Consider the following 24403-nt stretch of genomic DNA (forward strand, 5'->3'; position numbering starts at 1 on the left):
GACCAGACTTCCCGGCACACCTGCGTACTAGCGTACCTATAGAGGGCGCATATCCCCATACGGGGACATACGCCCTCTATGCGGCGCCTCAGTCCTCGGACTTCGCCGACGGGAGCTTCTCCGAGATCAGGTTCATCACGGTGCTGTCGGCCAGGGTGGTGACGTCGCCGATGCTCCGGTTCTCCGCCACGTCACGCAGGAGGCGGCGCATGATCTTGCCGGAGCGGGTCTTGGGCAGCTCGGGCACGACCAGGATCTGGCGCGGCTTGGCGATCGGGCCGAGGGTCTTGGCCACATGGTTGCGCAGCTCGGCGGCGATGTCGTCGCTCTCCTCCGCCGTGCCACGCAGGATCACGAACGACACGATCGCCTGGCCCGTCACCGGGTCGGTCGCGCCGACCACGGCCGCCTCCGCGACCTTCGGGTGGCTGACCAGGGCGCTCTCCACCTCCGTGGTGGAGATGTTGTGGCCGGAGATGAGCATGACGTCGTCCACGCGGCCGAGCAGCCACAGGTCGCCGTCCTCGTCCTTCTTGGCGCCGTCGCCGGGGAAGTACATCCCCTCGAACCTGCTCCAGTACGTGTCGATGTAGCGCTGGTCGTCGCCCCAGATCGTACGGAGCATCGACGGCCACGGCTCGCGGACCACGAGGAAGCCGCCGCCTCCGTTGGGGACGCTGTTGCCCTGGTCATCCACCACGTCCGCGGAGATGCCCGGGAGGGGGCGCATCGCGGCGCCGGGCTTGCCCGCGGTGATGCCCGGGAGGGGGCTGATCATGATGGCGCCCGTCTCGGTCTGCCACCAGGTGTCGACGACGGGGCAGCGCTCGTGGCCGATGTTCTCGCGGTACCAGACGTACGCCTCCGGGTTGATCGGCTCGCCGACGGAGCCCAGGATGCGCAGGCTGGACATGTCGTACTTCGCGGGGATGTCGTCGCCCCACTTCATGAACGTCCTGATCGCCGTGGGGGCGGTGTAGAGAATCGTGATCTTGTACTTCTGCACGATCTCCCAGAACCTGCCGCGGTGCGGGGTGTCGGGGGTGCCCTCGTAGATGACGCTGGTGGCGCCGTTGGCCAGGGGGCCGTACACGATGTAGGAGTGGCCCGTCACCCAGCCGATGTCGGCCGTGCACCAGTAGATGTCGGTGTCGGGCTTGAGGTCGAAGACGGCGTGGTGGGTCCAGGCGGTCTGGGTGAGGTAGCCGCCTGTGGTGTGCAGGATGCCCTTCGGCCTACCGGTGGTGCCGCTGGTGTAGAGGATGTACAGCGGGTCCTCGGCGTCGTGGGGCTCGGCGGTGTGCTGGTCGCTCTGGCGCTCGACCAGGTCGTGCCACCACACGTCCTTGTCGCCGAACGCGACGTCCTGGCCGGTGCGCCGTACGACGAGGACGTTCTCGACCTGGGGGCACTCGGCGACGGCCTCGTCCACCGTGGGCTTGAGCGCCGACGGGTTGCCCCTGCGGTAGCCGCCGTCGGCGGTGATGACCAGCTTGGCGTCGGCGTCGTCGATCCGGCTCTTCAGCGCCGAGGCCGAGAAGCCGCCGAACACCACCGAGTGGATCGCTCCGATGCGGGCGCAGGCCAGCATCGCGACCGGCAGCTCGGGGATCATCGGCATGTAGATGGCCACGCGGTCGCCCTTGGCGACGCCGAGCTCCTGAAGGGCGTTCGCGGCCTTGCTGACCTCGCGCTTGAGGTCGTTGTAGGTGAGGGTACGGGTGTCCCCCTCGGGCTCGCCCTCCCAGTAGTAGGCGACCTTGTCGCCGCGGCCCTCATCGACGTGGCGGTCGACGCAGTTGTAGGCCACGTTGAGCTCGCCGCCGATGAACCACTTGGCGAAGGGGGGATTCCACTCGAGCGTCTTGTCCCACCGCTTGGCCCAGGTCAGCCGCTCGGCTGCGTGCTCCCAGAAAGCGAGACGGTCGGCGGCGGCCTCGCTATATGCGGCGGCGGTCACGTTCGCGGCCGCCGCCAGGTCAGCCGGCGGTGCGAACCGGCGGTTCTCCTGCAGCAGGTTGGACAGCGCCTGGGTCTCGTTGCCAGGGGTCTCCGGGGCCACTTCGTGCTCCTTCTATGGCCAGATTGAATACGTCGTGTCCCACTTCACCAGCTCACGGGCTCCACACACAAGAGGTCTAGACAGGTACGTACCGAGGAGTCCTCGCTTATCAGTACGGCTGACAAACGCTATTGAAATGTTGTCATCCTGAAATCCGGAGGGGACCCATAAAGGGTCGCGGATATTCCGTCGCCGGGTTTTCCCCGCCTTGCCGCGGCTCTCGGGGAGGCTGGTACGGTCGGGCCGTACCCGCCGGTAGGGTCGGTTCCCGTGAGTGACCCATTGGCTGTCATCGCGGAGTTCCCCGGCGTGGCCGAGGCCGTGGACTCGGCGCGGCAGGCCGTCGACAGGCTGTACCGCCACCGCGTCCTGCGCCGGGCCAGCCCGGCGGTGTCCGCGGAGTCGTCCCTGCGCGGCGCGCGGGCGTCGGCCAGTCTGGAAGGCGTGGACGTGTCCCTCGACGCCCTGCGCCGGGACGAGGTCCACGACCCGCTGGTGCAGGGGGCCCTGCGTGCTTCGGCGGAGATGGGCCGGATGGGCCCGACCTGGCGTACGGCGCCTCGGCAGGTGCTCGCGCGCCTGCACGCGGTGGCCGCGGCCGGCCTCGCGCCGCACTCCTCCCTGGGCCGTCCGCGGGCGGCGTCCTCGGACGCGTCGGATCCGCTCGGCCTGGGGCCCGCGCCAGGGGCCGCTGAGGCGGTGGCGCGCATGGAAGGGCTGTTCGGCCTGCTGGAGGGGGCCACCAAGGCGCCCGCGATCGTGCTGGCCGCCGTGGTGCACGCCGAGCTCGCGGTGCTGCGGCCCTTCGGCACGGCCGACGGGATCGTGGCGCGTTCGGCCGAGCGGCTCACCCTGGTCGAGTACGGGCTGGACCCGAAGTCGCTGGTGGCCGTGGAGGTGGGGCACCTGGAGGGGGCCTATGCCGACGGGTTGCGGGCGTACCTGAGCGGGACGCCGGAGGGCGTCGCGCAGTGGGTACAACAGTGTGCCTCAGCGGTAACCCTCGGGGTCCGCGAGACGACCGCCATCTGCGAGGCCATGCAAAGGGGCTGAGCGCGCCGCAGGTGAGGGTGCTGACATAGCTGACGGCGTCTCAGTCAAGAGACGCCGTCTGCCGGCGCATCACACCGGGTTACCAAGCGTGCACCTGTATTCGTCGGAGCGGGTCAAGCCCGTCACGACGCGCCTCCCGCGGCTGGTCGCGCGTGGGTGCCCGGCTGATGCACCCGGACAAGGGGTCCGTGACTTCTTTCTACGTCGGATCCGCCCTGATGGGAACCCCTTGGAGCAAGACCTTTACCCGTCAATGGGGTCAGGCCAGGCATACGCCTTCACGGGCACCTCGGGTCGTCCGGTTACCGACCCGTGACGATCACGGAGAGTGATCTCCTTTATGTGATCGTTATGTCGCTGACAAAAAACTTGGCGAAAATGCGAGATTGCTCCTCGACGAAACTCGAGTCGATCGGGCAGCATACGTTGGTATCGCCCGAAACTGGAGCGACCGTGCACGGGGTAGCTTTGCCAGTCCCTTGCCAGGCTCTGGTGAAGTGATGAAAGCTTTCTTCTGAAACGGGACCGGCTCTACCCCCCCGGAGCCGGACCGCTCAGGCGACCCCCGCTCTCCCCCCCGGCGGGGGTCGCCCCTTTTCCGCCACCTTCGGGCTCGTGGTGACTCTGACCGGCGAGCGCGGTTGTCCACAGCGGCATCCCAGCAGGGACCCGCAATCCCCAGAACTTCGTTCAGCCCCTCGCCGCCCCTGCCATCCCCAGCAACGTTGGCCTCCCAACCCTGCCCACCCCGGGAGCCGGCAATGCACCGTCCGCTCGTCATCACCGAAGATCACGCCCTGCTCGACGACCTCGTCCGCATAGCGGCCGCGGCAGGCGCCCAGCTCGACGTGGCGCACGCCCCCGCCCACGCCCGGCCGTTCTGGAACCTGGCGCCGCTGATCGCGGTGGGCGCCGACCAGGCGGACGCGGTGGCCGCGACCTCACCGCCCACCCGAGACCAGGTCCTCCTCGTCACCCGAGCCGCCGAAGACCCGGACACCTGGCGAAAATGCGTGGCAGTGGGCGCCCAGGCCGTCATGGCGCTCCCCGAGGACGAGCGCCACCTGGTGGAGCGGTTCGCGGACGCCATGGAGCCCGACCCCCGCTCGGGCTCCGTGATCTGCGTGATCGGCGGCCGTGGCGGGGCGGGCGCGAGCGTCCTGTCGGCCTGTCTGGCCCTGCGCGCCTCAGGCGACCGCCTCCGCACCCTTCTGGTGGACGCCGACCCGCTGGGCGGAGGCATCGACGCGCTGCTGGGCCAGGAGGAGGCACCGGGCGCCCGCTGGGGAGACCTGGTGGCCCGCGAGGGCCGGATCAACGCCGGCGCCCTTCAGGCGGCCCTGCCGTCGTTCGGCGACCTGGCGGTCCTCTCGTTCCACAGGGGCGAGGTGGCGGCGATCCCGGCCCAGGCCATGCGCTCGGTGCTGGAGGCAGGCCAACGAGGCTTCGACCTGATAGTCGTCGACCTCCCACGCCACCTGGACCCCGCCGCGATCGAGGCCCTGACCAGAGCGAAGACCACGTTGGTGGTGGCCACGGCGGACGTACGCGGCATCTTGTCGACCGTCCAGGTGCTGGGCGAAACCCGCAAACACACCTCTGACATCCGCGCGGTGCTCAGGCCGGGGATCGTGGACGAGGACACCGCCGCGAGTTCGCTGGGCATCCCGTCCGCCGGCGCGCTGCCGGACCAGCCACGCCTCACCGCCACTCTCAACCGCGGCGAGCTGCCCAGACTCGGCCCTCGCACCGTGCTGGGCGCCCTCTGCACCACCCTCCTACGAGACCTTCTCCCGACATGACCACCCACTCCTCATCCCAGGGGGCCGTCTCTCCGGAGCTCGTGGAAGCGGTTCGCGTACGCCTGGCCCGGGCGGGCGTGGAGCCCAGCGCCGCCCAGGTGGCCGTGGCCTTGCGAGCCGAGAAGTCCGTGTACGGCGACGCGGAGATCCTCGCGGTGGCCAGAGCCCTCTGCGCCGACCTGATCGGCGCGGGCCCGCTGGAGCCGCTGCTGGCCCGGCCCGACGTGACAGACGTCCTGGTCAACGGCCCGCGCGAGGTGTGGATCGACGACGGTGGCGGCCTGCGCCGCACCCAGGTCACCTTCACGGACGACGGAGCCGTCCGCAGACTGGCCCAGCGCCTCGCGGCCGCCGCCGGCAGGAGACTGGACGACGCCTCCCCGTACGTGGATGCCAGGCTCGCGGGAGGCGTCCGCCTGCACGCCGTGCTTCCACCGGTGGCGTCGGGCGGCACCTGCGTGTCGCTGCGCCTGCCGCCGCGCCGCACGTTCACTCTGGAAGACCTGGTGTCGGCGGGGACCGTCACTCCTTCCGCGGTTCCGGTGCTGACCGCCATGGTGACAGCCAGGCTGGCGTTCCTGGTGACAGGCGGCACCGGCACAGGCAAGACCACGCTCCTGTCGGCGTTGCTCTCGCTGGCAGATCCGGCGGAGCGCCTCCTCCTGGTGGAGGACTCCGCCGAGCTGCGCCCTGTGCACCCCCACGTGGTCCGCCTGGAAACCCGCCCGGCCAACCTGGAGGGCGCGGGCGGGGTGGGCCTGCGCGACCTGGTGCGCCAGGCGCTCCGCATGCGCCCTGACCGCCTGGTGGTGGGAGAGGTGAGAGGCAGCGAGGTGGTCGACCTGCTGGCCGCGCTCAACACGGGCCACGAGGGCGGCTGCGGCACCCTTCATGCCAACACCGCCGCCGACGTGCCACCCCGTCTGGAGGCACTGGGCTGCGCGGCGGGCTTGACCAGGGAGGCCGTGCACAGCCAGCTGGCCGCGGCGCTCGACGCGGTCATCCACCTGACCCGCGACCGCCCGGACGGCCGAAGACGCGTAGCCGAGATCTGCCTGCTCTCCCGGACCTCGACCGGTTTCGTCGAGTCGATCCCCGCCCTCACCTTCGACGCACAGGGCAACTCCCGGCCCGGCCCGGCCTACGAAGCCCTGTCACAGAGAGCCCTGTCACAGAGAGCACAGCCACAGAGAGCACAGCCATGAAGGTGCACACACGCGAGCCGGAGCGATGCGGCTCGGCCGAACCGGATGCCGCCGCGTCCACACCAAAGGCAGTGCGATGACCTGTGCCCTGATAGCCGCATTGTCCACAGCCTGCGCCGTGTGGCTGTGGACAGCCCCTGATGCCCCCACAACGCGCCTGGCCAGGCTGACCGCGGGCGGGCAGAAGCCGCGATGGAAGTCCTTGAGCAGGCTCCTCATCCGCCCGACCCCCGCACGCCGCGCAGAGTCCTGGCGTCGGGCGTCAATAGAGCTGTGCCAGGCACTGTCCGCCGAGCTCTCGGCCGGCCGTACCCCCGGAGAGGCTTTGACCAGGGCAATAGCAGCAGTGGACGTCCCGGCTCCGGAGACCCTGCGCCCTGTCATCGCGGCGGCAAGGGACGGCGGCGACGTCTCCGCGGCCCTGCTCTCGTCGGCCCCATCCCAAGGCGGCGAGGGCCTACGCCAACTGGCGGCCTGCTGGGACGTGGGCGTCACGGTGGGCGCGGGCCTGGCCGCGCTGGTCGAGCGGGTCGGCAGCACGCTACGCACAGCCCAAGCCCACCGCCAGGACGTCGCGGCCCAGCTGGCCGGCCCCCGCACCACGGCCAGACTCCTCGCCGTGCTCCCGGCCCTCGGCCTCGTGATGGCCGCGGCCCTGAACATGCACCCCCTGGACTTCCTGTTCGGCAGCCTGCCCGGCCTCATGTGCCTGACAGCAGGCATCGCACTGGACGTCTGCGGCCTGTGGTGGACCAACCGCATGGCAGCTCGAGCACAAGCCTGAACCCACAGCCGAGCCGTACACCGATCTTGACAGGACCTGGCCGATGTTCCAGCTGTTGTCCGCGTTGTTCGCCAGCATGGCCGCCTGGCTGTGGTTCGCACCAAGAACCCCGGCCGAACGCCTGTCCCGACTGCGCCCGCCGAGGAAACCTCACCCCGAGCATCAGCAAGCCCAGATCAAGAACGAGGAGCCGCCTCACCCGGCCTGGCTGGATTCCCCTCCACCCCGCATCACCCGAAAGACGATCATCACAGCCGCGGGCACAGGACTGATCCTTGCTCTTCTGATCGGCGGCATCGCCGGAATCCTCGTGGGCATCCTGATCGCTCCACCAGTCGCGATATTTCTCCACAGGAAGCAACCGCAGCAGTCCCACCGCGAGCGCCGACGAATCGCGGCCGATCTTCCGTTCGCCGCCGACCTGATGACGGCATGCCTCCTCGCCGGCCGCCCGGTGAGCGCCGCCACCGACACAGCCGCCGACGCGATCGGCGGCCCACTCGGCCGGCGGTTGAAATGGGTCAGCACCCAGCTACGCCTCGGCGCCGACCCCGAACCCACCTGGGGCACCCTCGCGACGGACCCGGCCACGGCGCAGCTCTCCCGAGCCATGAGCCGAGCGGCTCAAAGCGGCGCCCCGGTGGCGGATGTCCTGACCCGCCTGGCCGACGACGCCCGCGAAGCCGCCAGAGCCGCCTCCGTGGCCGCGGCCAGGAGCGTCGGCGTAAAGGCGGTGGCCCCCTTGGGCCTGTGCTTCCTCCCGGCATTCGTCCTGCTGGGCATCGTCCCGGTGATAGCCGGCCTGGCCGCCACGATCGTCCTCCCGTAGCCCGCAGCCGGCCCACCTCCTCAGCTTCCACAAGGGTGGACCGCCGCCCACCGCTCATCCACAGGGGTGTACCGCCGCCCACCGCTTATCCACAGAACGCCGCTCGGTCCCTCGGCCACCACCCCGCTACCGCCAACCTAGGGATCCCGCCGGACAAGACCCCGGCTCCGAGCACCACCTGGAGGCACGATGCACAGTCCCGCCACCACGCCAGACGACATCAGAGCCGCCACGAGACAGAGCCGCCACACCACTCCCGACGACATCAGAGCCGCCAAGAGCCCCCACACCACGCCCGACCACATCAGAGCCGCCACAAAGCAGAGCCCCCACAGCACGCCGGGCAATATCCCTCATAGCCACAGCCATTCGTCCCGAACCAATCCGATAGCGCCACCCAACACCGCCAACACCGCCAACACCGCCAACACCGCCGAAACCGGCGAAGCCGCAAGCGCAATCGCCGAGCCGCCAGGGGACACCCCCACACCACCCACCGCACGCAACGGGGCACCGCCGGCCGACCCATCCGGGCAGGCCCAGCGCGCGGACCTTCCCGACCGTCCGCGCGGAAACAGATGGCTCCACTACGCGGCCGTCAACCGGCAGCGAGGCATGTCCACGGCCGAATACGCGGTGGGCACCATCGCGGCGTGTGCTTTCGCCGCGCTGCTGTTCAAGGTGGTGAGCAGCCCAGAGGTCCAGGAAATGCTGAGCTCACTCATCGACCGAGCTCTCAACACCGCCAACGGATGACCCTCCGCCAAGCGCGGACCTCCATGGGCGAGACGCGGTCGGCATCGCGGGGGTCGGTCACGGCCGAGACCGCCGCGATGCTGCCCGCGCTCATGGTCGTCCTGGCAGCCGCACTGTGGGCCGTCCAAGCCGTCGGTGCCCAGTTCGAATGCGTGGACGCGGCCCGCGCGGCAGCGCGAGCCGCGGCCAGAGGCGAGCCGTTGGAGCAGGTCAGCGCCCGAGCTCGGTCAGCCAGCCGGGCGGACGCGCAGGTGACGGTATCCCGCGAGAAGGAGACGACAAGAGTCGAGATCACGGTAGAGGTACGCCCGTCCTGGGCCCGGTCCCTGCCGGCGGTCCGCATATCCGCCACAGCCACGGCCGACACCGAGCCCGGCAGCATCCCCTGACCCAGCGAGAAAACGGGAGCCGGCAGATGAGCACGCCATACAGAAACCAGACCCTGCGGAGAGGGAAGGCACCGATCAACACCAAAGAAAGAGGCTCAGCCACCCTCTGGGGGGTGGCCCTCATGGGCCTCCTGATGACGGTGGCCACCGCGTTCGCCACGGTGGGTTCGGCACGCGTGGCACTCCACCGCGTGAACAGCGCCGCCGACCTCAGCGCCCTGGCAGCGGCCAAACTGGCGATAACCAACCCGGAAGCCGCCTGCCCCAGAGCCGCCGCCCTCGCCGCACAGAACGGCGTCGAGCTCACCCGCTGCGAGATCACCCAAGAGATCGCCGACGTCTGGACCTCATTGCCGGTCTCGCTGCCGTTATTAGGCACGCGCACGCTGACCGGCAGAGCTCGCGCCGGCCCAGCAGTCACACCACCATGATCGAGCAGCCGGGTAAGGCATTGCCGCCTTCGAGGCCAAGAGCAATCACGGTTGCGGTGTGACGGCCTCCAAGGCGAAGCGGGCTGAGCCGAGGCCGGCCCGTGCACGTGAACTCATCCGATACGCGTGCCGGCAAGCAGCAGGAAGAGCGGAACACGACGCCGACGCTCCAGCTCAGCGACATCGCCGGTGAAGCGATCCTCGCTGGGTGCGCACTCACGTAGAGAAGACAGGGAAAAACCGGCCTTCATCAGGGCGACCACATAATCCTCAACAGTCCGGTGAAACCACGTGACGGTGCCGCCCATCCAACTCCTCTCCCGCGGCCCTTTGACGAAGTAGTCATCGACAACCCATGAGGTGCGCTTCCCCTGCGTCCCCGAGTCGTGCGAACTCAGAACGGGATGAGTGACAGTGAAAACGATGCGTCCGCCGGGTGAGAGGCACCCATGGCAGGCGGCCAGCACGGGCTGGAGGTCATCGACATAGTGAAAGGCCAACCGTGAAACGATCAGATCGAAAGACGACGGTGGAGCGGAGAAGTCCTCGATGTCGGCCATCTCCACCCGGCCGGGGGTTCCTCGCAGGGCCGCGTTGCCCGCCTCGACCATCGCCGCCGAGCCGTCCAGCCCCAGGTAACTACGGCAACCGGCGTTCAGCAGGGTTTGTCCGATGGCCGCGTCCCCGCAGCCGAGATCCAGCACCCGGAGTCCCGCGACCGTGCCCAGCTCCTCCAGGAGAGCGGGTTCCTCCATCACCTGGTTGGGGCTCGACACGCCGCTGTGCCGATGATCGAGATACCTCTCGAAGACATGAGGCACGTCATAGAAGGAACCACCGCGTCCACTTACAGTCACGGCCAGGAGCATAGATGGACAAATGGGCAAAAAGCTCTTGCTTTGCAAATCGAGACAACGTCTGACTCGCGACATGACTCGACTCGAATGGCTCGCGAAATGCGAAGTTGCACTTGAGGTCGACGGGTTAGGTCGCAATCAAGTCACGACTACTTAGACGCGGTGTCCAAGAGTTGTGTATGTCCCGTAAGGTTCCGCTTACCCTCGGTCCATGCCGTATGCGACAGGACGTCTGGGAGAGCCGGGACGAAGTCGCTAAGGTGCGGGTCCGGGGGCGGTCGGTGACCGTATCGGCCGGGCGGACTGCACTTCCGGTCGTCGCGTGAACGCCCCCAGGTGGTCAGGCGGCGCGAGGCTCTCGATGGAGGGAAGCGTCGTGACGGTAGTCGGCAGAGTGGTGGCCGCAGGAGTGATCGTGGCGGGATCCATCGCGCTCGGCGGATCCGCTCAGGCCGCTGCGGCGACGGTGCGGGCCGACGGGCAGATCACCTCGCCCTCCGACGGTCAGGTGATCTCCAACCCATCTGTGACCGTTGCCGCACGTACGGGTGTGATGCAGCTGAACGTGGGCCTGTACGTCCAAGGTCCCTCCACGCCCAGCCAGAAGGTCGCCGGAGGCGGAGCGAACCAGTCGATCTCCGGCACCTTCGACGCCGGGGGCGCTCCCAACGGCACCTTCACGGTGACCCTCAAGGGAGAGATCACCGGCACCGCGTACGCGACCAGCATGTTCAAGCTCCAGCGGCCGCCCGAGGTGCCGGGCAACGTGGACGCGACCAGGCAGGGCACGTCCAAGGTCCTCGTGACCTGGAGCAAGGGCGCGGAGCCCGACCTGCAGTCGTACGAGGTCTCCAACAGCCAGTCCGGCATCGTGGGAAGGCTGCCCGTCGACAGCGCGTGCTCCGGATCCTCGTGCCGGGCGGCACTGGCCGTGCCGACCAAGGCCGAGGGGCAGAAGGTGGGGTTCACGGTCAAGGCGTTCAGGGGCGACGGTGACGGCGGCTCGATCGGATCGGGCAGTTCGGCCGCCGCGTACGTCGCCTTCCCCGCGGCGCCCAAGCCCAAGAAGACCGCCGACGCCCGGACACCCAAGACCAAGGACACCAAGAACGTCGATCCGCTGCCCACTCTCCCGGCCAAGAAGCAGACGCTGCCGACGAGCAAGCCGACGACTCACAAGCGGCCGGCCGCCAAGCTCCCGGCCATACCTGACACCGACCCCAAGGGCAATCTCCCGATCCCGACCGCCGATGAGACGGGCGGCCTCACCCCGACCGACACGAAGAACGGCACGCAGTCGGCTCCCGCGCAGTCCGTCGACGCGAAGGCGCAGTCGGGCGAGTCGCCGATCGGGAACATCGGCCAGTACGGCGTCTACGTCGCGGCGGGCATCCTCCTGTTGCTGGTCGGCGCCCACGCCGGCGCCTGGGCCCGTCGGCGCGCGCTCGCCGCGGTCGCGGCGGGCGGCCCCGCGTCCGGCACGACCGCCGCGGCAGCGGCCATGCCGTCGGCCGGTGGGACGCAGGCCAAGCCGGGGAGCGACAGCGTTCCCGCCGTCACGCCGCCGCCGCGGCGACGGCCCGCTGTGATCCTGGCGGTCGCCAAGACTCGAATGCCCGTGCCCGATCGCTCACAGGCCCAGCAGCCGTTATCGGCGGAGCGTCCTGACGCGGCGGCTGCCGCCCGCACGTCGTCGCCCACGCTCGATCAGAAGCCCACGTCGTCGGCCGCGCTCGACCAGAACCGCACCTCATCGGCCGCGCTCGATCAGAAGCCCACGTCGTCGCCCGTGCTCGATCAGAAGCGCGCCCCATCGCCTCTGCTCGACCAGACGCGCACGTCGTCGCCCGCGCTTGACCATAAGCGCAAGGAAGTGCCCGCCGTGCTGCCGCTCTCGGCTGAGGGGGAGGAGGCGCGAGGCGGCGCGGAGCCCCGTAAGGAGCCGGTTCGTATCGCCTTGCCCAGCTCCGCGGTCACGGACGTTCGCGACTCGGATGCCTTCCCCGTCCGGCCCGCCGTACGGATCGAGGATCGCTGGGACGACTACCTGCCGCCGTCGCCCAGGTCCATGGAGGACAGTGGGTTCTGGGAGCGCCCGCAGCCTGGGTCCGCCGATTTCTGGGCGGCTGACGAGGACAACAAGGAATCGGACGAGGAACGCGCTTACGCCGGTCGCCGACACACGGATGGCGAGAGCTAGAAGATTCGTTCCGATGAATGGCTGTGGATGTTCTGGGAGCCCTTGTCGCCGGGGTTCCGGCATAGGCACGGATCGTGGCTGCTGGGTGTGGCCCTGAGCCGGCGGCGAGCCGGTGCGTAGTCTCGGATGACCTTGCGATGTCGCAGGTAGAGCAGGCTCTTGGGACCTCGGTCGGTCGTGGTGCGGGTGGCGTGCCTGGATGAAGGGAAATGAATTCAGCGGTTCATGGCGCGGATGGCAGGCGTATCGCGGCGGCTCTCATTGAGGGCTCAGTAGCGTGTTGAGGAGGCGGACGGCACCTCGTTTGTGCAGGGGTTCGTTGCCGTTGCCGCATTTCGGGGACTGGATGCAGGACGGGCAGCCTCGTTCGCATTCGCAGGACGTTATGGCTTCGCGTGTGGCGGTCAGCCAGTCGGCCGCGCGGGCGTAGCCGCGTTCGGCGAACCCCGCGCCGCCCTCGTGGCCGTCGTACACGAAGACCGTGAGCAGGCCCGTGTCGGCGTGGAGCTCGGTGGAGACGCCGCCGATGTCCCAGCGGTCGCAGGTGGCGAAGAGGGGGAGCAGGCCGATGGAGGCGTGCTCGGCCGCGTGGGCGGCTCCGCCGAGGTCGATGCCGGACTCCGCGAGAGGGGCCACGGCCGAGGCGGGGAGCGTCCACCAGACGGCGCGGGTGCGGAGGGTTCGCGGCGGCAGGTCGAGGGGCTCGTCTCCAAGCATTTCGCCTGATTGGAGGCGTCTCTTGAGGTACGAGACCACTTGCCGGGTCACCTCCACCTCGCCGAAGTGCAGGGTGCCGGAGCCCAGCGGTTGCGAGCGCTGGGTGGCGAGGATGGAGATGTCGGTTATATCGCGAGCGAACGTCGTGAAGTCCGGGTTGGCGCCGGAGACCAGGGCCACTCCGGCCTCCAGATCGAGGACCTCCACCAGGAAGGTCTCGCCCTGATGGAGGTAGACCGCGCCTGTGTGCACCGTGGTGTGGGCGGACGGCTCGTCCACGCTGCCCAAGAGACGGCCGGTGGACGACTCCACGACCTGGATGGGGGCGCCTCCGCCGCCTCGGATGTCGGCGAGGTCTGTGGCGCGCTCCCGCCTGGTCCAGAACCAGCCCGCGGGACGCCTTCTGAGCAACGCCTGGGCGACCAGGTCATCAAGGACGGTTGAGGTGGTGTCGCCGAAGATGGGCAGATCGTCCTCGGTCAGCGGGATCTCGGCGGCCGCGGCGCAGAGGTGGGGGCCCAGCACGTACGGGTTGTCGGGATCGAGGACGATCGCCTCCACGGGCCGGCCGAACAGGGCCTGGGGGTGGTGTACGAGGTAGGTGTCCAAGGGGTCGTCCCTGGCGATCAGCACGGCGAGCGCGTCTTGGCCGTCGCGACCCGCCCGGCCCGCCTGCTGCCAGAGCGAGGCGCGGGTGCCCGGCCAGCCTGCGATCAGCACGGCGTCCAGGCCTGAGACGTCCACGCCGAGCTCGAGGGCGTTTGTCGTGGCCAGGCCCATCAACGTGCCCGCGCGGAGGGCCTTCTCCAGGAGCCTGCGGTCCTCCGCGAGGTAGCCGGCCCGGTAGGCGGCGATCTTGTTGGGGAGCTCGGCCCAGTCAGGGTGGGGAGGGGAGTCCGGGAGAGCCCAGTTGAGAGAGCTCTCCGGGACCGGCCCGCTAGCTTCGCCGCCCTGACCGGTGGCATGACTATCTGGGCTGGTGGCGTGCCCGTCCAGGCTGGTGGCATGACCGTCCCGATCGGTGGCGTGCCCATCCGGGCCGGTGGCGGCCCCATCCTGCCCCATCGCGGGGCCGTCCTGGCTGGTTGTGAGTCCGTCTTGGTGGGTGGCGGGGCTGTCCTGGCTGGTTGTGGGGCCCTCTCGGTGGGGGGCGGGGCTGCTGTGGGCGGTTGTGAGCCCGTCTTGGTGGGCGGCAGGAGTCAGGGGGGCGGGAGGATTCGGGAAGTGGCCTGAGAGGGAGAAGGCCACGTCGGCGAGTTTGGCGCGGGCCGTCAGCGCGACCGTCTCGGCGCCCCGGCGGGAGCGGACGAAGGCGAGCGTGCGGACGTCCGCCAGGACGAGGTCCGCGAGCAGATCCGCGGCCTCCGCCGTGGCCGTACGCCGCACAGGCGCCCCTCCCTCGCCCCGTAGCTCCGTCAGAGGCGGCTCCCACAGCGCGATGGTGGTCGCACCCTTGGGCGAGGCGTCCACGGTCACCTCGTCCATCTCAAGCCCCGTCAGCCTCATCGCGAACGCCCCCGGCTCGCTGGCCGTCGCCGACGCCAGCAGGAATGTGGGGCGCGAGCCGTACCGGGCGCAGACGCGGCGCAGGCGGCGCAGGATCTGGGCGACATGGGAGCCGAAGACGCCGCGGTAACCGTGGCACTCGTCCACGACGATCATGCGCAACCGGCGAAAGAACGACGACCATTGGGAGTGACGGGGGAGGATGCTCCGGTGCAGCATGTCCGGGTTCGTCAGGACGTAGTTGGCGTGCTGGCGCACCCACGTACGTTCCTCGAACGGCGTGTCGCCGTCGAAAGAGGCGGCGCGCAGCTGGGTGATGCGCAGTTCGCGCAGGCTGCGCAGTTGGTCGGCGGCCAGGGCCTTGGTGGGCGTCAGGTACAGGATCGTGCCGCCGTCGAGGCAGGCGGCGACCGCAGGAGTCAGGTACGCCAGGGACTTCCCCGAGGCCGTGCCGGTCGAGATGATCACGTTTCGGCCACGGAATGCCAGGTCGGCGGCCTCGTACTGGTGGCGCCAGAGTCCTGTGACCCCGCGGTTCGCCAAGCGCGTAACAAGCACTTCTGGCGTCCATTTGGGCCATTGGGCTTGACCGGCCTGACGTGCTGGAACATGCTCCACATGGGTGACACGCTCATGACGTGCGGGAACACCGAGCAGGTGCCGGAGGAGTGGACCCGCGTGTTCTGGGGAGGATGCGGTGGAAGTCACTGTTTCCAGTCTTGCATCTGTGGGCAAAGTCGCCGGGAATCGTGATTTCGTATAGACACAAGCCAGACGCGTGGTTGAATGCCGCGCGTCAGGGTCGGACAGTCTGGGGCCACGCTCCAGATTGCCAGGCCCAAGAGAGTAGTTTCGCAGGCGAGGCGCTGGAGGATCTGTGGATCTGAAGTTGGATCACCGCACCGAAGACCGACTCACCATCGTGGAGGTCGAGGGTGAGATCGATGTCTACACGGCGCCGAGATTGCGTGAGCTCCTCATTGACCTGGTCAACAAGGGCAACTTCCATCTTCTCGTCAACATGGAGAAGGTGGACTTCCTCGACTCCACGGGCCTCGGTGTCCTGGTCGGGGGGCTCAAGCGGGTTCGTGCACACGACGGCTCGCTCGAGCTGGTGTGCACGCAGGAGCGCATCCTGAAGATCTTCCGGATCACCGGACTGACCAAGGTCTTCGGGATCTACGCTTCGGTCGACGAGGCCAAGGAAGCTCACGGCAAAGACAAGTAGCATGGCTACCGTCGAGCTGACGTTCAGCGCTCTCCCCGCGCACGTGCGGACCGCACGGCTGGTGGCGACGGCGATAGCCCGCCGCACCGGCGTGCAGGAGTCACTGCTGGACGAGGTCAGGCTCGCCGTGGGTGAGGCGTGTTCCCGGGCAGTCGAGGCGCACCGCGTCCACTGTCCGGGCGAGCCCATCCGCATCGAGCTGCGTGACGATTCCGGGCGTTTCGAAGTCACGGTCAGCGATCAGGCCCCCAGCGATGAGATCAAGCAGGAGCAGCCCCTCGATCTGGGCATGCTCTCTGACTCGTTCATGTCAGGCTTTGGCATCGCGGTCATCGCGGGCTTGGCCGACGACGTCGAGGTCGTCCCCAGCCCGAAGGGCACGAACATCCGTATGAGCTGGCCCGCCGCCAAGGCGACCTGAGCTCAATCCTGCCTCGCTCGCCGCGCTGGGCGCCGCCGCTGCTTACCGGCGCCCAGCTCTTCACCACGCACTCCTTCGGGCCGCTGGTACGGGGAGCGGGCTCGGCGCTGTCCGCCGTGTGCGGGGCCGAGGCCGGCAGGGAGCCACCGTCGACTCGTACAGGGTCGGCCGCCGTGGCTTCCGTTTCGGTTGCCCGGAAAACGCTTCCGTGCCCGTGCAGGGCAGGAGCGGCGTCGGCAGGACCGGCGTCGGCCGAGGGCTGATGGGTGCCACCATGCGATGGCCGCCACCATGCGGTGAGGGCGAACCCGCGTGCCGGGGGTGAGCGAGCGCCGCGTGCGCGCGTGAGGTGCGGACGGCGTGGCCTCAGATGCCGGTGGGGACTCCAGGCAGTCGATGGGAGAGCTCAACAGCAGGCCGGCCTCGTGAGGTCCTCTGGTGCGGCCCACGACGGCTCACGACGGCCAGGGTTTCGGTCTGGCCATATCGATAGGTTTTCATAACCTTAAACCCGGGGAAATTTCCCCTGTCAGGCCGCAAACCGGGTCGCTGTCAGGGGATTACTAGACGCGAGCACAATTAGCCGCCTCGAGAGCCTTCATATCCGTTGAGTGCCTGCGTAGACTCCCGGCACCGGCCAAGGTGATCCGGCGGAACGCGGATTCAACCGGAAGCGGCACCCACAACCCGGATGGTGCCGCAACACCCGCCGAGGAAAACTGCAGCACCGCCCGGGCAGGACGACCGGTCTTGCCGAGGAGAACGATGAGCAGGCACATGCTGGCAGCGGAGCCAGCGTCCAATCTGGCCCTGAGTGGAAACAATCTCACCATCGTGATCGTGGTCGCCGCGGTCGCACTGATCGCACTAGCCGTCGCAGGCGGCCTGGTGCGCGAAGTGCTGTCCGCCGGCCAGGGCACTGAGCGCATGCAGAACATCGCGCGCGCCGTACAAGAAGGCGCCGCCGCCTATCTCACCCGTCAGTTCCGCACGTTGGCGATCTTCGTCGTCGTGATTCCCTTCCTGTTGCTCCTTCTACCTGCGGAAACGACCGAACTCCGCATAGGACGTTCGATCTTCTTCGTGGTCGGGGCGGTGTTCTCCGCGCTGACCGGGTTCATGGGCATGTGGTTGGCCGTGCGCGGGAACGTCCGCGTCGCCGCCGCGGCCAACGAAGCGGGCGAGAAGCGCGCCATGCGCATCGCGTTCCGTACCGGCGGTGTGGCCGGGATGTTCACCGTGGGCCTCGGCCTGCTCGGCGCGGCCGTGGTCGTGTTCATCTACCAGGGGAACGCGCCGGGCGTGCTCGAGGGCTTCGGGTTCGGGGCGGCGCTGCTGGCGATGTTCATGCGAGTCGGCGGCGGCATCTTCACCAAGGCCGCCGACGTCGGCGCCGACCTGGTCGGCAAGGTCGAGCAGGGCATCCCGGAGGACGACCCGCGTAACGCCGCGACCATCGCCGACAACGTGGGCGACAACGTCGGTGACTGCGCGGGCATGGCGGCCGACCTGTTCGAGTCGTACGCGGTCATGCTGGTCGCCAGCCTCATCCTGGGCAAGGTGGCCTTCGGCGAGCAGGGGCTGGTCTTCCCCCTGATCGTCCCGATGATCGGCGTGATCACGGCGATCATCGGCATCTTCGTGACCAGGGTGCGCGACAGCGACCGCAGCGGCATGGCGGCGATCAACCGCAGCTTCTTCATCTCGGCCGCGATCTCCGCGGTCCTCGTCGCGGGCGCCGCCTACCTCTACCTGCCCAGCAGCTTCGGCGGCCTGACCGGCGGCACCGTGAGGTCCGACGCCGACCCGCGGCTCATCGCCATCGGCGCGGTGCTCATCGGCCTGGTGCTGGCCAGCGCCATCCAGCTGCTGACCGGCTACTTCACCGAGACCAACCGCCGTCCCGTACGCGAGATCGGCGAGAGCTCGGCCACCGGCCCTGCCACCGTCATCCTGGCCGGCATCAGCGTCGGCCTGGAGTCGGCCGTCTACTCGGCCCTGGTCATCGGCGGCGCGGTCTACGGCGCGTTCCTGCTCGGGTTCGGGAACGTGACGATCGCGCTGTTCGCGGTGGCCCTGGCCGGCACCGGCCTGCTGACCACGGTCGGCGTCATCGTGTCCATGGACACGTTCGGCCCGGTCTCCGACAACGCCCAGGGCATCGCGGAGATGTCGGGCGACGTCGAGGGCGACGGCGCTCGCGTGCTCACCAGCCTGGACGCGGTCGGCAACACCACCAAGGCCATCACCAAGGGCATCGCCATCGCCACGGCCGTGCTGGCGGCGACCGCGCTGTTCGGTGCCTTCCGCACCGCTGTGGAGGGCGAGCTGGCCAAGGCGACCGCGGACATCAAGTCGGCGCTCGGCAGTTTCTCCACCTTCAGCCTCGGCGTCGACCAGCCGAACGTCCTGGTGGGCCTGATCATCGGTGCGGCGGTCGTGTTCCTCTTCGCGGGGCTCGCGATCATGGCGGTCGGACGGGCCGCGATGCGCGTGGTGTTCGAGGTACGCGACCAGTTCCGCAACAAGCCGGGCATCATGGACGGCTCGGAGACGCCGGAGTACGGCCGCGTCGTGGACATCTGCACCCGCGACTCGCTCCGCGAGCTGGCCACGCCCGGCCTGCTGGCGGTCATGACGCCGATCGCGGTCGGGTTCGCGCTCGGGTACGCGCCGCTGGGCGCCTACCTCGCGGGCGCCATCGCGTGCGGCACGCTGATGGCCGTCTTCCTGGCGAACTCGGGCGGCGCCTGGGACAACGCCAAGAAGCTGGTGGAGGACGGCCACCACGGCGGCAAGGGCTCGGAGGCGCACGCCGCCACGGTCATCGGCGACACGGTCGGCGACCCGTTCAAGGACACGGCAGGTCCGGCCATCAACCCGCTGATCAAGGTGATGAACCTGGTGGCGCTCCTGGTCGCGCCGGCCGTGGTGCTGTACGCGGGCAACCCGGTCGTCCGCATCGTCGTCACGGTGGTGGCGGTGGGCGTGGTGGTCGGGGCCATCGTGGTGTCGAAGCGGCGCTCGGTGACCACCGAGCCGGCCAACAACGACAACCGGGAGCACGCCCCGGTCGCCTCATGACCCGATGACACCCTCCGGACGCCCGCCCCGCTGCGTAGGGGCGGGCGTCTCGCGTTCCAGGCTTCAGAAGTCCACACGGAAGGCGGGAGCGGAAGCGAGGCCCCTCGATGGGAAACTGGGCGCGTGAACGGTGACAAGCCGCCCAGCGGCGGGAAGACCCTGGGCCTCATTCTGCTGGCGATGCTCGTCATCCTGGCCGTGATAGTCGCGCTGGCCGTCTGGGCCTCGAGGACAGGGTGATCCGGTGCGGACCTTGATTGTGCTGCGGCACGCGAAAGCCGACCACATCCTGGGCCTGGCCGATCGGGAGCGGCCGCTGACCGGGCGGGGCGAGCGGGACGCCAGGCGGGCGGGCGACGAGATCAGGGCGGCCGGGCTCGCCCCGGACGTCGTGCTCTGCTCGCCGGCGGTCAGGACGAGGCGCACCGCCGAGATCGCCTTCCCCGAGGTGGAGATCAGCTTTGAGCGGGACATCTACGAGGCGTACCCGGAGGACCTGCTCGAGGTGGTCCGGCGGGCCGATCCCGAGCTGAGCACCGTGGTGCTGTGCGGGCACAATCCGGGCGTGCACGAGCTGGCCCTGGCGCTGGCCGGAGGTGACCACGTCTTCCGGCCGGGGGCGTTCGTGGTGATCGAGCTGGAGTCCGCCTGGGAGGACCTGTGGCCGGGCCAGGGGCGCCTGATCACGCACTGGGACCCCAAGGAGAGCTGAGGGGGGTCACCCCGTCAGTACGCCGTCCTCCGCGTCCGCCGCCTCGACCTCGTCCCGCGAGATCCCCAGCAGGTAGAGGATGGAGTCCAGGTACGGCGTGTTGACCGCCGTGTCGGCCGCCTGGCGCACGACGGGCTTGGCGTTGAAGGCCACCCCCAGGCCTGCGGCCGCGATCATGTCCAGGTCGTTCGCCCCGTCGCCGATGGCGACCGTCTGGGAGATCGGCAGGCCGGCCTCGCGCGCGAACCTCTCCAGCGCCCGCGCCTTCCCGGGCCGGTCCACGATCTCGCCCACGACCTTGCCGGTCAGTCGCCCGTCGATGACCTCGAGGACGTTGGCCGCCGAGTAGTCGATCCCGAGCTCCTCCACCAGCCCGTCGGTGATCTGCGTGAACCCCCCGCTGACGATGGCGAAGCGGTAGTCGAGCCGCTTCAGCGTGCGCACCAGCGTACGGGCGCCAGGGGTGAGGACGACCTCCTTGCGCACGTGCTCGAACACCTCGGCGGGCAGCCCTTCGAGCAGCGCCACCCGGCGCCGCAGCGACTCGGCGAAGTCCAGCTCGCCGCGCATGGCCTGCTCCGTGACCCTGGCCACCTCGTCCAGGCAGCCGGCGTGGGCGGCCAGCAGCTCGATGACCTCGCCCTGGATGAGCGTCGAGTCGACGTCCATGACGATCAGCCGCTTGGCCCGCCGCGACAGGCCGGTGCGCTGCACGGCCACGTCCACTTCCTGGATCGCCGCCTCGGCCGCCAGCTCGACCCGCAAGGAGGCGGGGTCGGCGCCGGAGACGGAGAGCTCGATGCAGGTGACGGGCCACTGGGCGAGGCGTTCGATGCGGTCGATGTTCGCGCCGGCGGCGGCGATGCGTCCGGCGATGCCCGCGATGGCGGCGGGCTGGAGCGTGGCGCCCAGCACGCTGACCGACAGGCGGCCGCGGCGGCGCTGCTCCTTGGCCTGGGAGCCGGTGGAGAGCTCCACCTCCATGCCGAGGTCCTCGGCCACGCGCTCGACGGCGGTCCACATGGCGCCGAGGGTGGTGCCGGTGCCGGTCGAGGGGCCGCCCGCGTATGCGACGAGCACGCCGAGCGTGAGCCGCCCACGGATGACGACCTGCTCGATATCCGCCACGGTCACCGGAAAAGCGGACAGAACGGAGAAAAGTCGCGAAGTCACGCCTGGCCGGTCGGGGCCGTTCAGGGTGATGAGGAGGGTGCGCTGGTCCACATCGAGCCACGGTACTGCGCCCGACCCGATGCTCGCGAAGCAGGTCGGGCATTCGGGCGCAGGTGTGGCGGTGAACATTCCGTTAACGGCCGAAGCCGCGACGTCCCAGGTGAACGCCTGATGAACGCAGTGGACCGCGTCCCTGCGGACGCGGCCCGAAACGTTCCAGAGCTAGCGGACGACCTTGGTCTTGACCGTCTTCCCGTAGCCGTGCTCGGGGACGCCGAGCCGCTCCAGCTCTTCCTTGCTCATGTTGTCCATGCCGGTCTGGACGTCGTAGGAGACCACGCCGATCGTGGCCTCCTGCGTGCCCGTGGCGCCCTTCTTCAGCTTGGCCTCGAAGGTCATCTGGATGGAGTCGCCCTTCTCGAGGACGACCGGCACGTCGCACCAGAACGCACGGCCTTCGAGGCCGCACTCGGTCTTCTTGACGCTGCTGCTGAACATGATCCGCTTGAGATCGACACCCTTGGGGAACTGGCCGCCGACGAACCAGTAGTCGGCGTCGTAGGGCCCCTTGTTGGTGGCGACGACGCTGTAGTAGATCTTGCCGCCGGCCTTGACCGTCTTCGACGCCTTCACCTTGACGTCGAAGGCCGAGAACGGCTGGCTGGCGACAGTCGTCGCGGAAGCAGGAACAGCCGGTGCGAGCAGGGCGCCGGCCAGCAATGCCAGCGACACCGTCTTGGTCAGGTTACGCATTAAACGTCTCCGTTGAGGAAGTGGGCACGGGGACGCACATACAAAGCCCCCGTTAAATGCCCGCTGTTCCTATCATGACGGCAAAATCTGTGTAAAGACTATTTCTTCAGAATCAGGTGAGTGTCGCCGAACTCATGCCACAGATATCCGTTCCGTAGTGCCTCCTCGTATGCCCGTGCCAGTGGTTTCTCGCCCGCTATCGCGGTCAGCATGAGCAGGTGGCTGGATCGCGGCTCGTGCAGCCCGGTGATAAGTCCCGTGACGACCCGTACGCCGCTTCGGGGCGTGACGACGTGCCGGGTCCACCCGGCCGCGGGAGCCACCCGCCCGTCCTCGCCCGCGGCCGTCTCCAGAGCCCGTACGGCGGTCGTCCCCGCGGCCACCACCCGGTTGCCGCTCTCGAGCGCCAGGTTGACCAGCCGCGCCGTGGCCGCGGGCACCTCGTAACGCTCGGCGTAGGGCGGCTCGTCCTTCTCCGGCGAGGCCACCCCCGTGTGCAGGGTGATCGGCGCGATCCCGACCCCGCGCGACACGAGCGCCGTCACCAGCTCCGTGGTGAACGGCCGCGCCGCGCTCGGCATCTCCGCGCTCCCCGGCACGGTCGCGAACACGGTCTGGTACGTCTCGATCGGCCAGTCCCTGCTCACGTACGAGTAGCGGATCGGCGCCCCGTGCGTCCGCAGGTACGACTCGACGTCCCGGTCGAGCGAGGCCCGCCACAGCCGCGGCGTCTCCCGCTCGATCAGCCGCAACGTCGCCCGCCCCGGCAGCGGCAGCCACTCGCCCGGCTCGCCCCCGCCGTAGGGCTCCGAGGCGGTGGCGGTACGGCGGCGCAGCTCGACCAGCCAGGTGCCGTCCTCCCTGGAGGTGGAGAAGTGCACGGCCAGCCGGTCGAGCCGGACGGCCGCGGGCAGGGTCGCCGAGTTGTTCACCACGATCAGGTCCCCGGGGTCGAGCAGCCCCGGCAGGTCGCTGAAGTGGTGGTGCGAGGGGCGGAGGTCGCCGCGCGAGACCATGAGGCGTACCGCGTCCCTGGACATCCCCCGCGCCTCGGGAGGCTCGCCCGCCGACAGGCCGGGCGGCAGCGCGAAGTCGAGCGCGAGCGTCATTGCAGGCTCACTTTCCCGCCGGCCGGACGGGCCTTGACCAGGTCGTGCAGCGCCTCGGCCACCTTGGCCGGGTCGGTGGCGGCCGCCGCCTCCTCGGCGCCCACGGCGTCGGTGAGCATGCGGGTGTTCATCTCTCCTGGATCGACCCACCAGACCCGCACCTCGGGCTCCTCCGCCGACAGCACGTTGGAGAGCTGCTCCAGGGCGGCCTTGGTGGCGCCGTAGCCGCCCCAGCCCTCGTACGCGCCCGTGGCGGCGTCCGAGGTGATGTTGACGACGGCCCCGCGCGCCGCGCGCAGAGCGGGCAGCGTGGCCTGGATGAGGGCGAGCGGAGCGGTCACGTTGGTCTCCAGCAGCACCCTGAACGCCTCCAGCGGGTAGCCCGCCAGCGGCGGCAGCGGGGTGACCCCGAGGTCACTGGCGTTGTTCACCAGCAGGTCCAGCTCGGGCACCGCGTGAGCCAGCCGCTGAACGTGCTCGGGCTCGGTCACGTCGCCGGGGATCGCGGTGGCGCCCAGCTCGGCCGCGGCCCGCTCGAGGTCGTCCGCGCCGCGGGCGGTGAGGACGAGGTTCCAGCCCGCGCCTGCCAGCGACCTTGCCAGTGCGAGGCCGAGGCCGCGGGAAGCGCCGGTGATGAGTGCGGTGTTCGTCATGGTGCCGACGCTAGGAACGCGACGGGCGGCGCACATCGGGCTGAGGGTCCGCCGCCGCATGGGCACATCGTCCTAGGACCATAAGCTGGGGACCGTGTCCCCCGACCGAGACGAGATCCTGCAGGCGGTGAGCTCTGCGGTGCTCGCCGTCACCCGCCATCTGTCGGTCCGCGAGGTGCTGCAGGTCATCGTACGCTCGGCGCAGCGGCTCCTGGACGCCCGGTACGCCGCGCTCGGCGTGCCCGACGACGAAGGGACGTTCGCCGAGTTCGTCGCCGAGGGCATCACCGACAAGCAGTGGGACGCGATCGGCCCGCTGCCCAGACAGCACGGCATGCTCGGCGCGATGCTCCGTGACGGCACCCCCGTCAGGCTGCCCGACCTGCGCGACGATCCGAGGTTCGAGTGGTGGCCGAAGGCGCATCCGGTCATGAAGGACTTCCTCGGGGTGCCGATCCGCGACAGTGAGCAGGTGCTCGGCATCATCTTCCTGGCCAACAAGCGCACGGCCGGTGGCTTCACGCAGGCGGACCAGGACCTGCTCACGCTCTTCGCCGCGCACGCCGCCATCGCGCTCACCAACGCCAGGCTGTACGAGCGCGGTCGCGAGCTGGCCATGCTGGAGGAGCGCAACCGGATGGCCCGCGAGCTGCACGACGCGGTGACGCAGAAGCTGTTC

Annotated in this window: 21 protein-coding genes; 14 read left to right on the forward strand and 7 right to left on the reverse strand. The window is 69.4% G+C overall.

What is annotated here, in order from left to right; all coding sequences use genetic code 11:
* Positions 1-88: 88 nt before the first annotated feature.
* The gene (acs, locus tag AB0J64_RS38085; protein ID WP_364038507.1) at positions 89-2062 is read right to left on the reverse strand and encodes an acetate--CoA ligase; all 1974 of its coding nucleotides are present in this window, start codon (positions 2060-2062) and stop codon (positions 89-91) included.
* A gap of 270 nt (positions 2063-2332) precedes the next feature.
* Here acs and AB0J64_RS38090 point away from each other — a divergent pair, with 270 nt between their 5' ends.
* The 8 genes from AB0J64_RS38090 to AB0J64_RS38125 all read left to right on the forward strand — a co-directional run bounded on the left by AB0J64_RS38090 (position 2333) and on the right by AB0J64_RS38125 (position 9311).
* Entirely contained in the window at positions 2333-3115 is a 783-nt protein-coding gene (locus AB0J64_RS38090; RefSeq protein ID WP_364038510.1) for an oxidoreductase, read from the forward strand.
* Positions 3116-3876: 761 nt separating this feature from the next.
* Entirely contained in the window at positions 3877-4917 is a 1041-nt protein-coding gene (ssd, locus tag AB0J64_RS38095; protein ID WP_364038513.1) for a septum site-determining protein Ssd, read from the forward strand.
* Complete coding sequence (locus AB0J64_RS38100) at positions 4914-6122, forward strand: TadA family conjugal transfer-associated ATPase (RefSeq protein WP_364038516.1); 1209 nt, start codon at positions 4914-4916, stop codon at positions 6120-6122. The genes ssd and AB0J64_RS38100 overlap by 4 nt, the downstream gene beginning before the upstream one ends.
* A 76-nt stretch (positions 6123-6198) precedes the next feature.
* Complete coding sequence (locus AB0J64_RS38105) at positions 6199-6906, forward strand: type II secretion system F family protein (protein WP_364038519.1); 708 nt, start codon at positions 6199-6201, stop codon at positions 6904-6906.
* Positions 6907-6949: 43 nt separating this feature from the next.
* Positions 6950-7735, forward strand: coding sequence for a type II secretion system F family protein (locus tag AB0J64_RS38110; RefSeq protein WP_364038522.1), 786 nt, complete (start codon positions 6950-6952; stop codon positions 7733-7735).
* Positions 7736-7924: 189 nt separating this feature from the next.
* The gene (locus tag AB0J64_RS38115) at positions 7925-8491 is read left to right on the forward strand and encodes a DUF4244 domain-containing protein (RefSeq protein WP_364038525.1); all 567 of its coding nucleotides are present in this window, start codon (positions 7925-7927) and stop codon (positions 8489-8491) included.
* The gene (locus tag AB0J64_RS38120) at positions 8488-8880 is read left to right on the forward strand and encodes a TadE family type IV pilus minor pilin (protein WP_364038528.1); all 393 of its coding nucleotides are present in this window, start codon (positions 8488-8490) and stop codon (positions 8878-8880) included. The genes AB0J64_RS38115 and AB0J64_RS38120 overlap by 4 nt, the downstream gene beginning before the upstream one ends.
* A 26-nt stretch (positions 8881-8906) precedes the next feature.
* Positions 8907-9311: an Rv3654c family TadE-like protein gene (locus tag AB0J64_RS38125; RefSeq protein ID WP_364038531.1), complete on the forward strand. Its 405-nt coding sequence runs from the start codon at positions 8907-8909 to the stop codon at positions 9309-9311.
* A gap of 113 nt (positions 9312-9424) precedes the next feature.
* Here AB0J64_RS38125 and AB0J64_RS38130 read toward each other — a convergent pair whose 3' ends face one another.
* Positions 9425-10168, reverse strand: a complete 744-nt coding sequence (locus tag AB0J64_RS38130) for a class I SAM-dependent methyltransferase (RefSeq protein WP_364038534.1) — start codon at positions 10166-10168, stop codon at positions 9425-9427.
* Between the two features lie 376 nt (positions 10169-10544).
* Between AB0J64_RS38130 and AB0J64_RS38135 the strand changes: the two genes are divergently transcribed.
* On the forward strand, positions 10545-12368 hold the full coding sequence (locus AB0J64_RS38135; RefSeq protein ID WP_364038537.1) for a hypothetical protein: 1824 nt from the start codon (positions 10545-10547) through the stop codon (positions 12366-12368).
* A gap of 258 nt (positions 12369-12626) precedes the next feature.
* On the opposite strand, the gene AB0J64_RS38140 is transcribed toward AB0J64_RS38135, so the two are convergent.
* Positions 12627-15059 carry a DEAD/DEAH box helicase gene (locus tag AB0J64_RS38140; protein WP_364038540.1) on the reverse strand — a complete coding sequence of 811 codons (2433 nt, stop codon included), beginning with the start codon at positions 15057-15059 and terminating at the stop codon, positions 12627-12629.
* A gap of 409 nt (positions 15060-15468) precedes the next feature.
* Between AB0J64_RS38140 and AB0J64_RS38145 the strand changes: the two genes are divergently transcribed.
* The 4 genes from AB0J64_RS38145 (at position 15469) to AB0J64_RS38160 (ending at position 20036) form a co-directional block, all read left to right on the forward strand.
* The gene (locus AB0J64_RS38145) at positions 15469-15819 is read left to right on the forward strand and encodes an STAS domain-containing protein (protein WP_043629845.1); all 351 of its coding nucleotides are present in this window, start codon (positions 15469-15471) and stop codon (positions 15817-15819) included.
* A gap of 1 nt (position 15820) precedes the next feature.
* The gene (locus AB0J64_RS38150; RefSeq protein ID WP_364038543.1) at positions 15821-16240 is read left to right on the forward strand and encodes an ATP-binding protein; all 420 of its coding nucleotides are present in this window, start codon (positions 15821-15823) and stop codon (positions 16238-16240) included.
* A gap of 765 nt (positions 16241-17005) precedes the next feature.
* Complete coding sequence (locus AB0J64_RS38155) at positions 17006-19324, forward strand: sodium-translocating pyrophosphatase (protein ID WP_364038546.1); 2319 nt, start codon at positions 17006-17008, stop codon at positions 19322-19324.
* 244 nt (positions 19325-19568) lie between these two features.
* Positions 19569-20036 carry a histidine phosphatase family protein gene (locus AB0J64_RS38160; protein ID WP_364038549.1) on the forward strand — a complete coding sequence of 156 codons (468 nt, stop codon included), beginning with the start codon at positions 19569-19571 and terminating at the stop codon, positions 20034-20036.
* 6 nt (positions 20037-20042) lie between these two features.
* Here the strand turns inward: AB0J64_RS38160 and serB are convergent, their stop codons facing one another.
* The 4 genes from serB to AB0J64_RS38180 form a co-directional block, all read right to left on the reverse strand.
* Positions 20043-21260: a phosphoserine phosphatase SerB gene (gene serB, locus AB0J64_RS38165; protein WP_364038552.1), complete on the reverse strand. Its 1218-nt coding sequence runs from the start codon at positions 21258-21260 to the stop codon at positions 20043-20045.
* A 171-nt stretch (positions 21261-21431) separates the two neighbouring features.
* Positions 21432-21962 (reverse strand): hypothetical protein, encoded by a 531-nt coding sequence (locus tag AB0J64_RS38170; RefSeq protein ID WP_364038555.1) that lies wholly within the window; start codon positions 21960-21962, stop codon positions 21432-21434.
* Between the two features lie 98 nt (positions 21963-22060).
* Positions 22061-23071, reverse strand: coding sequence for an S-adenosylmethionine:tRNA ribosyltransferase-isomerase (locus AB0J64_RS38175; protein ID WP_364038558.1), 1011 nt, complete (start codon positions 23069-23071; stop codon positions 22061-22063).
* The gene (locus AB0J64_RS38180; RefSeq protein ID WP_364038561.1) at positions 23068-23724 is read right to left on the reverse strand and encodes an SDR family oxidoreductase; all 657 of its coding nucleotides are present in this window, start codon (positions 23722-23724) and stop codon (positions 23068-23070) included. Before AB0J64_RS38180 ends, AB0J64_RS38175 begins: the two co-directional genes overlap by 4 nt.
* A 94-nt stretch (positions 23725-23818) precedes the next feature.
* On the opposite strand from AB0J64_RS38180, the gene AB0J64_RS38185 reads away from it, so the two are divergent.
* A partial coding sequence (locus AB0J64_RS38185; RefSeq protein ID WP_364038564.1) for a GAF domain-containing protein occupies positions 23819-24403 on the forward strand: 585 nt, incomplete at its 3' end.

The sequence above is a fragment of the Nonomuraea sp. NPDC049695 genome (genome assembly GCF_040674955.1).
Taxonomy (GTDB): domain Bacteria; phylum Actinomycetota; class Actinomycetes; order Streptosporangiales; family Streptosporangiaceae; genus Nonomuraea; species Nonomuraea helvata.

Coding starts and splice junctions, on each gene's coding strand:
- ssd (WP_364038513.1), top strand. CDS start 3,877: ATGCACCGTCCGCTCGTCATCACCGAAGATCACGCCCTGCTCGACGAC.
- AB0J64_RS38100 (WP_364038516.1), top strand. CDS start 4,914: ATGACCACCCACTCCTCATCCCAGGGGGCCGTCTCTCCGGAGCTCGTG.
- AB0J64_RS38105 (WP_364038519.1), top strand. CDS start 6,199: ATGACCTGTGCCCTGATAGCCGCATTGTCCACAGCCTGCGCCGTGTGG.
- AB0J64_RS38110 (WP_364038522.1), top strand. CDS start 6,950: ATGTTCCAGCTGTTGTCCGCGTTGTTCGCCAGCATGGCCGCCTGGCTG.
- AB0J64_RS38115 (WP_364038525.1), top strand. CDS start 7,925: ATGCACAGTCCCGCCACCACGCCAGACGACATCAGAGCCGCCACGAGA.
- AB0J64_RS38120 (WP_364038528.1), top strand. CDS start 8,488: ATGACCCTCCGCCAAGCGCGGACCTCCATGGGCGAGACGCGGTCGGCA.
- AB0J64_RS38125 (WP_364038531.1), top strand. CDS start 8,907: ATGAGCACGCCATACAGAAACCAGACCCTGCGGAGAGGGAAGGCACCG.
- AB0J64_RS38150 (WP_364038543.1), top strand. CDS start 15,821: ATGGCTACCGTCGAGCTGACGTTCAGCGCTCTCCCCGCGCACGTGCGG.
- AB0J64_RS38155 (WP_364038546.1), top strand. CDS start 17,006: ATGAGCAGGCACATGCTGGCAGCGGAGCCAGCGTCCAATCTGGCCCTG.
- AB0J64_RS38170 (WP_364038555.1), bottom strand. CDS start 21,962: ATGCGTAACCTGACCAAGACGGTGTCGCTGGCATTGCTGGCCGGCGCC.
- AB0J64_RS38175 (WP_364038558.1), bottom strand. CDS start 23,071: ATGACGCTCGCGCTCGACTTCGCGCTGCCGCCCGGCCTGTCGGCGGGC.
- AB0J64_RS38180 (WP_364038561.1), bottom strand. CDS start 23,724: ATGACGAACACCGCACTCATCACCGGCGCTTCCCGCGGCCTCGGCCTC.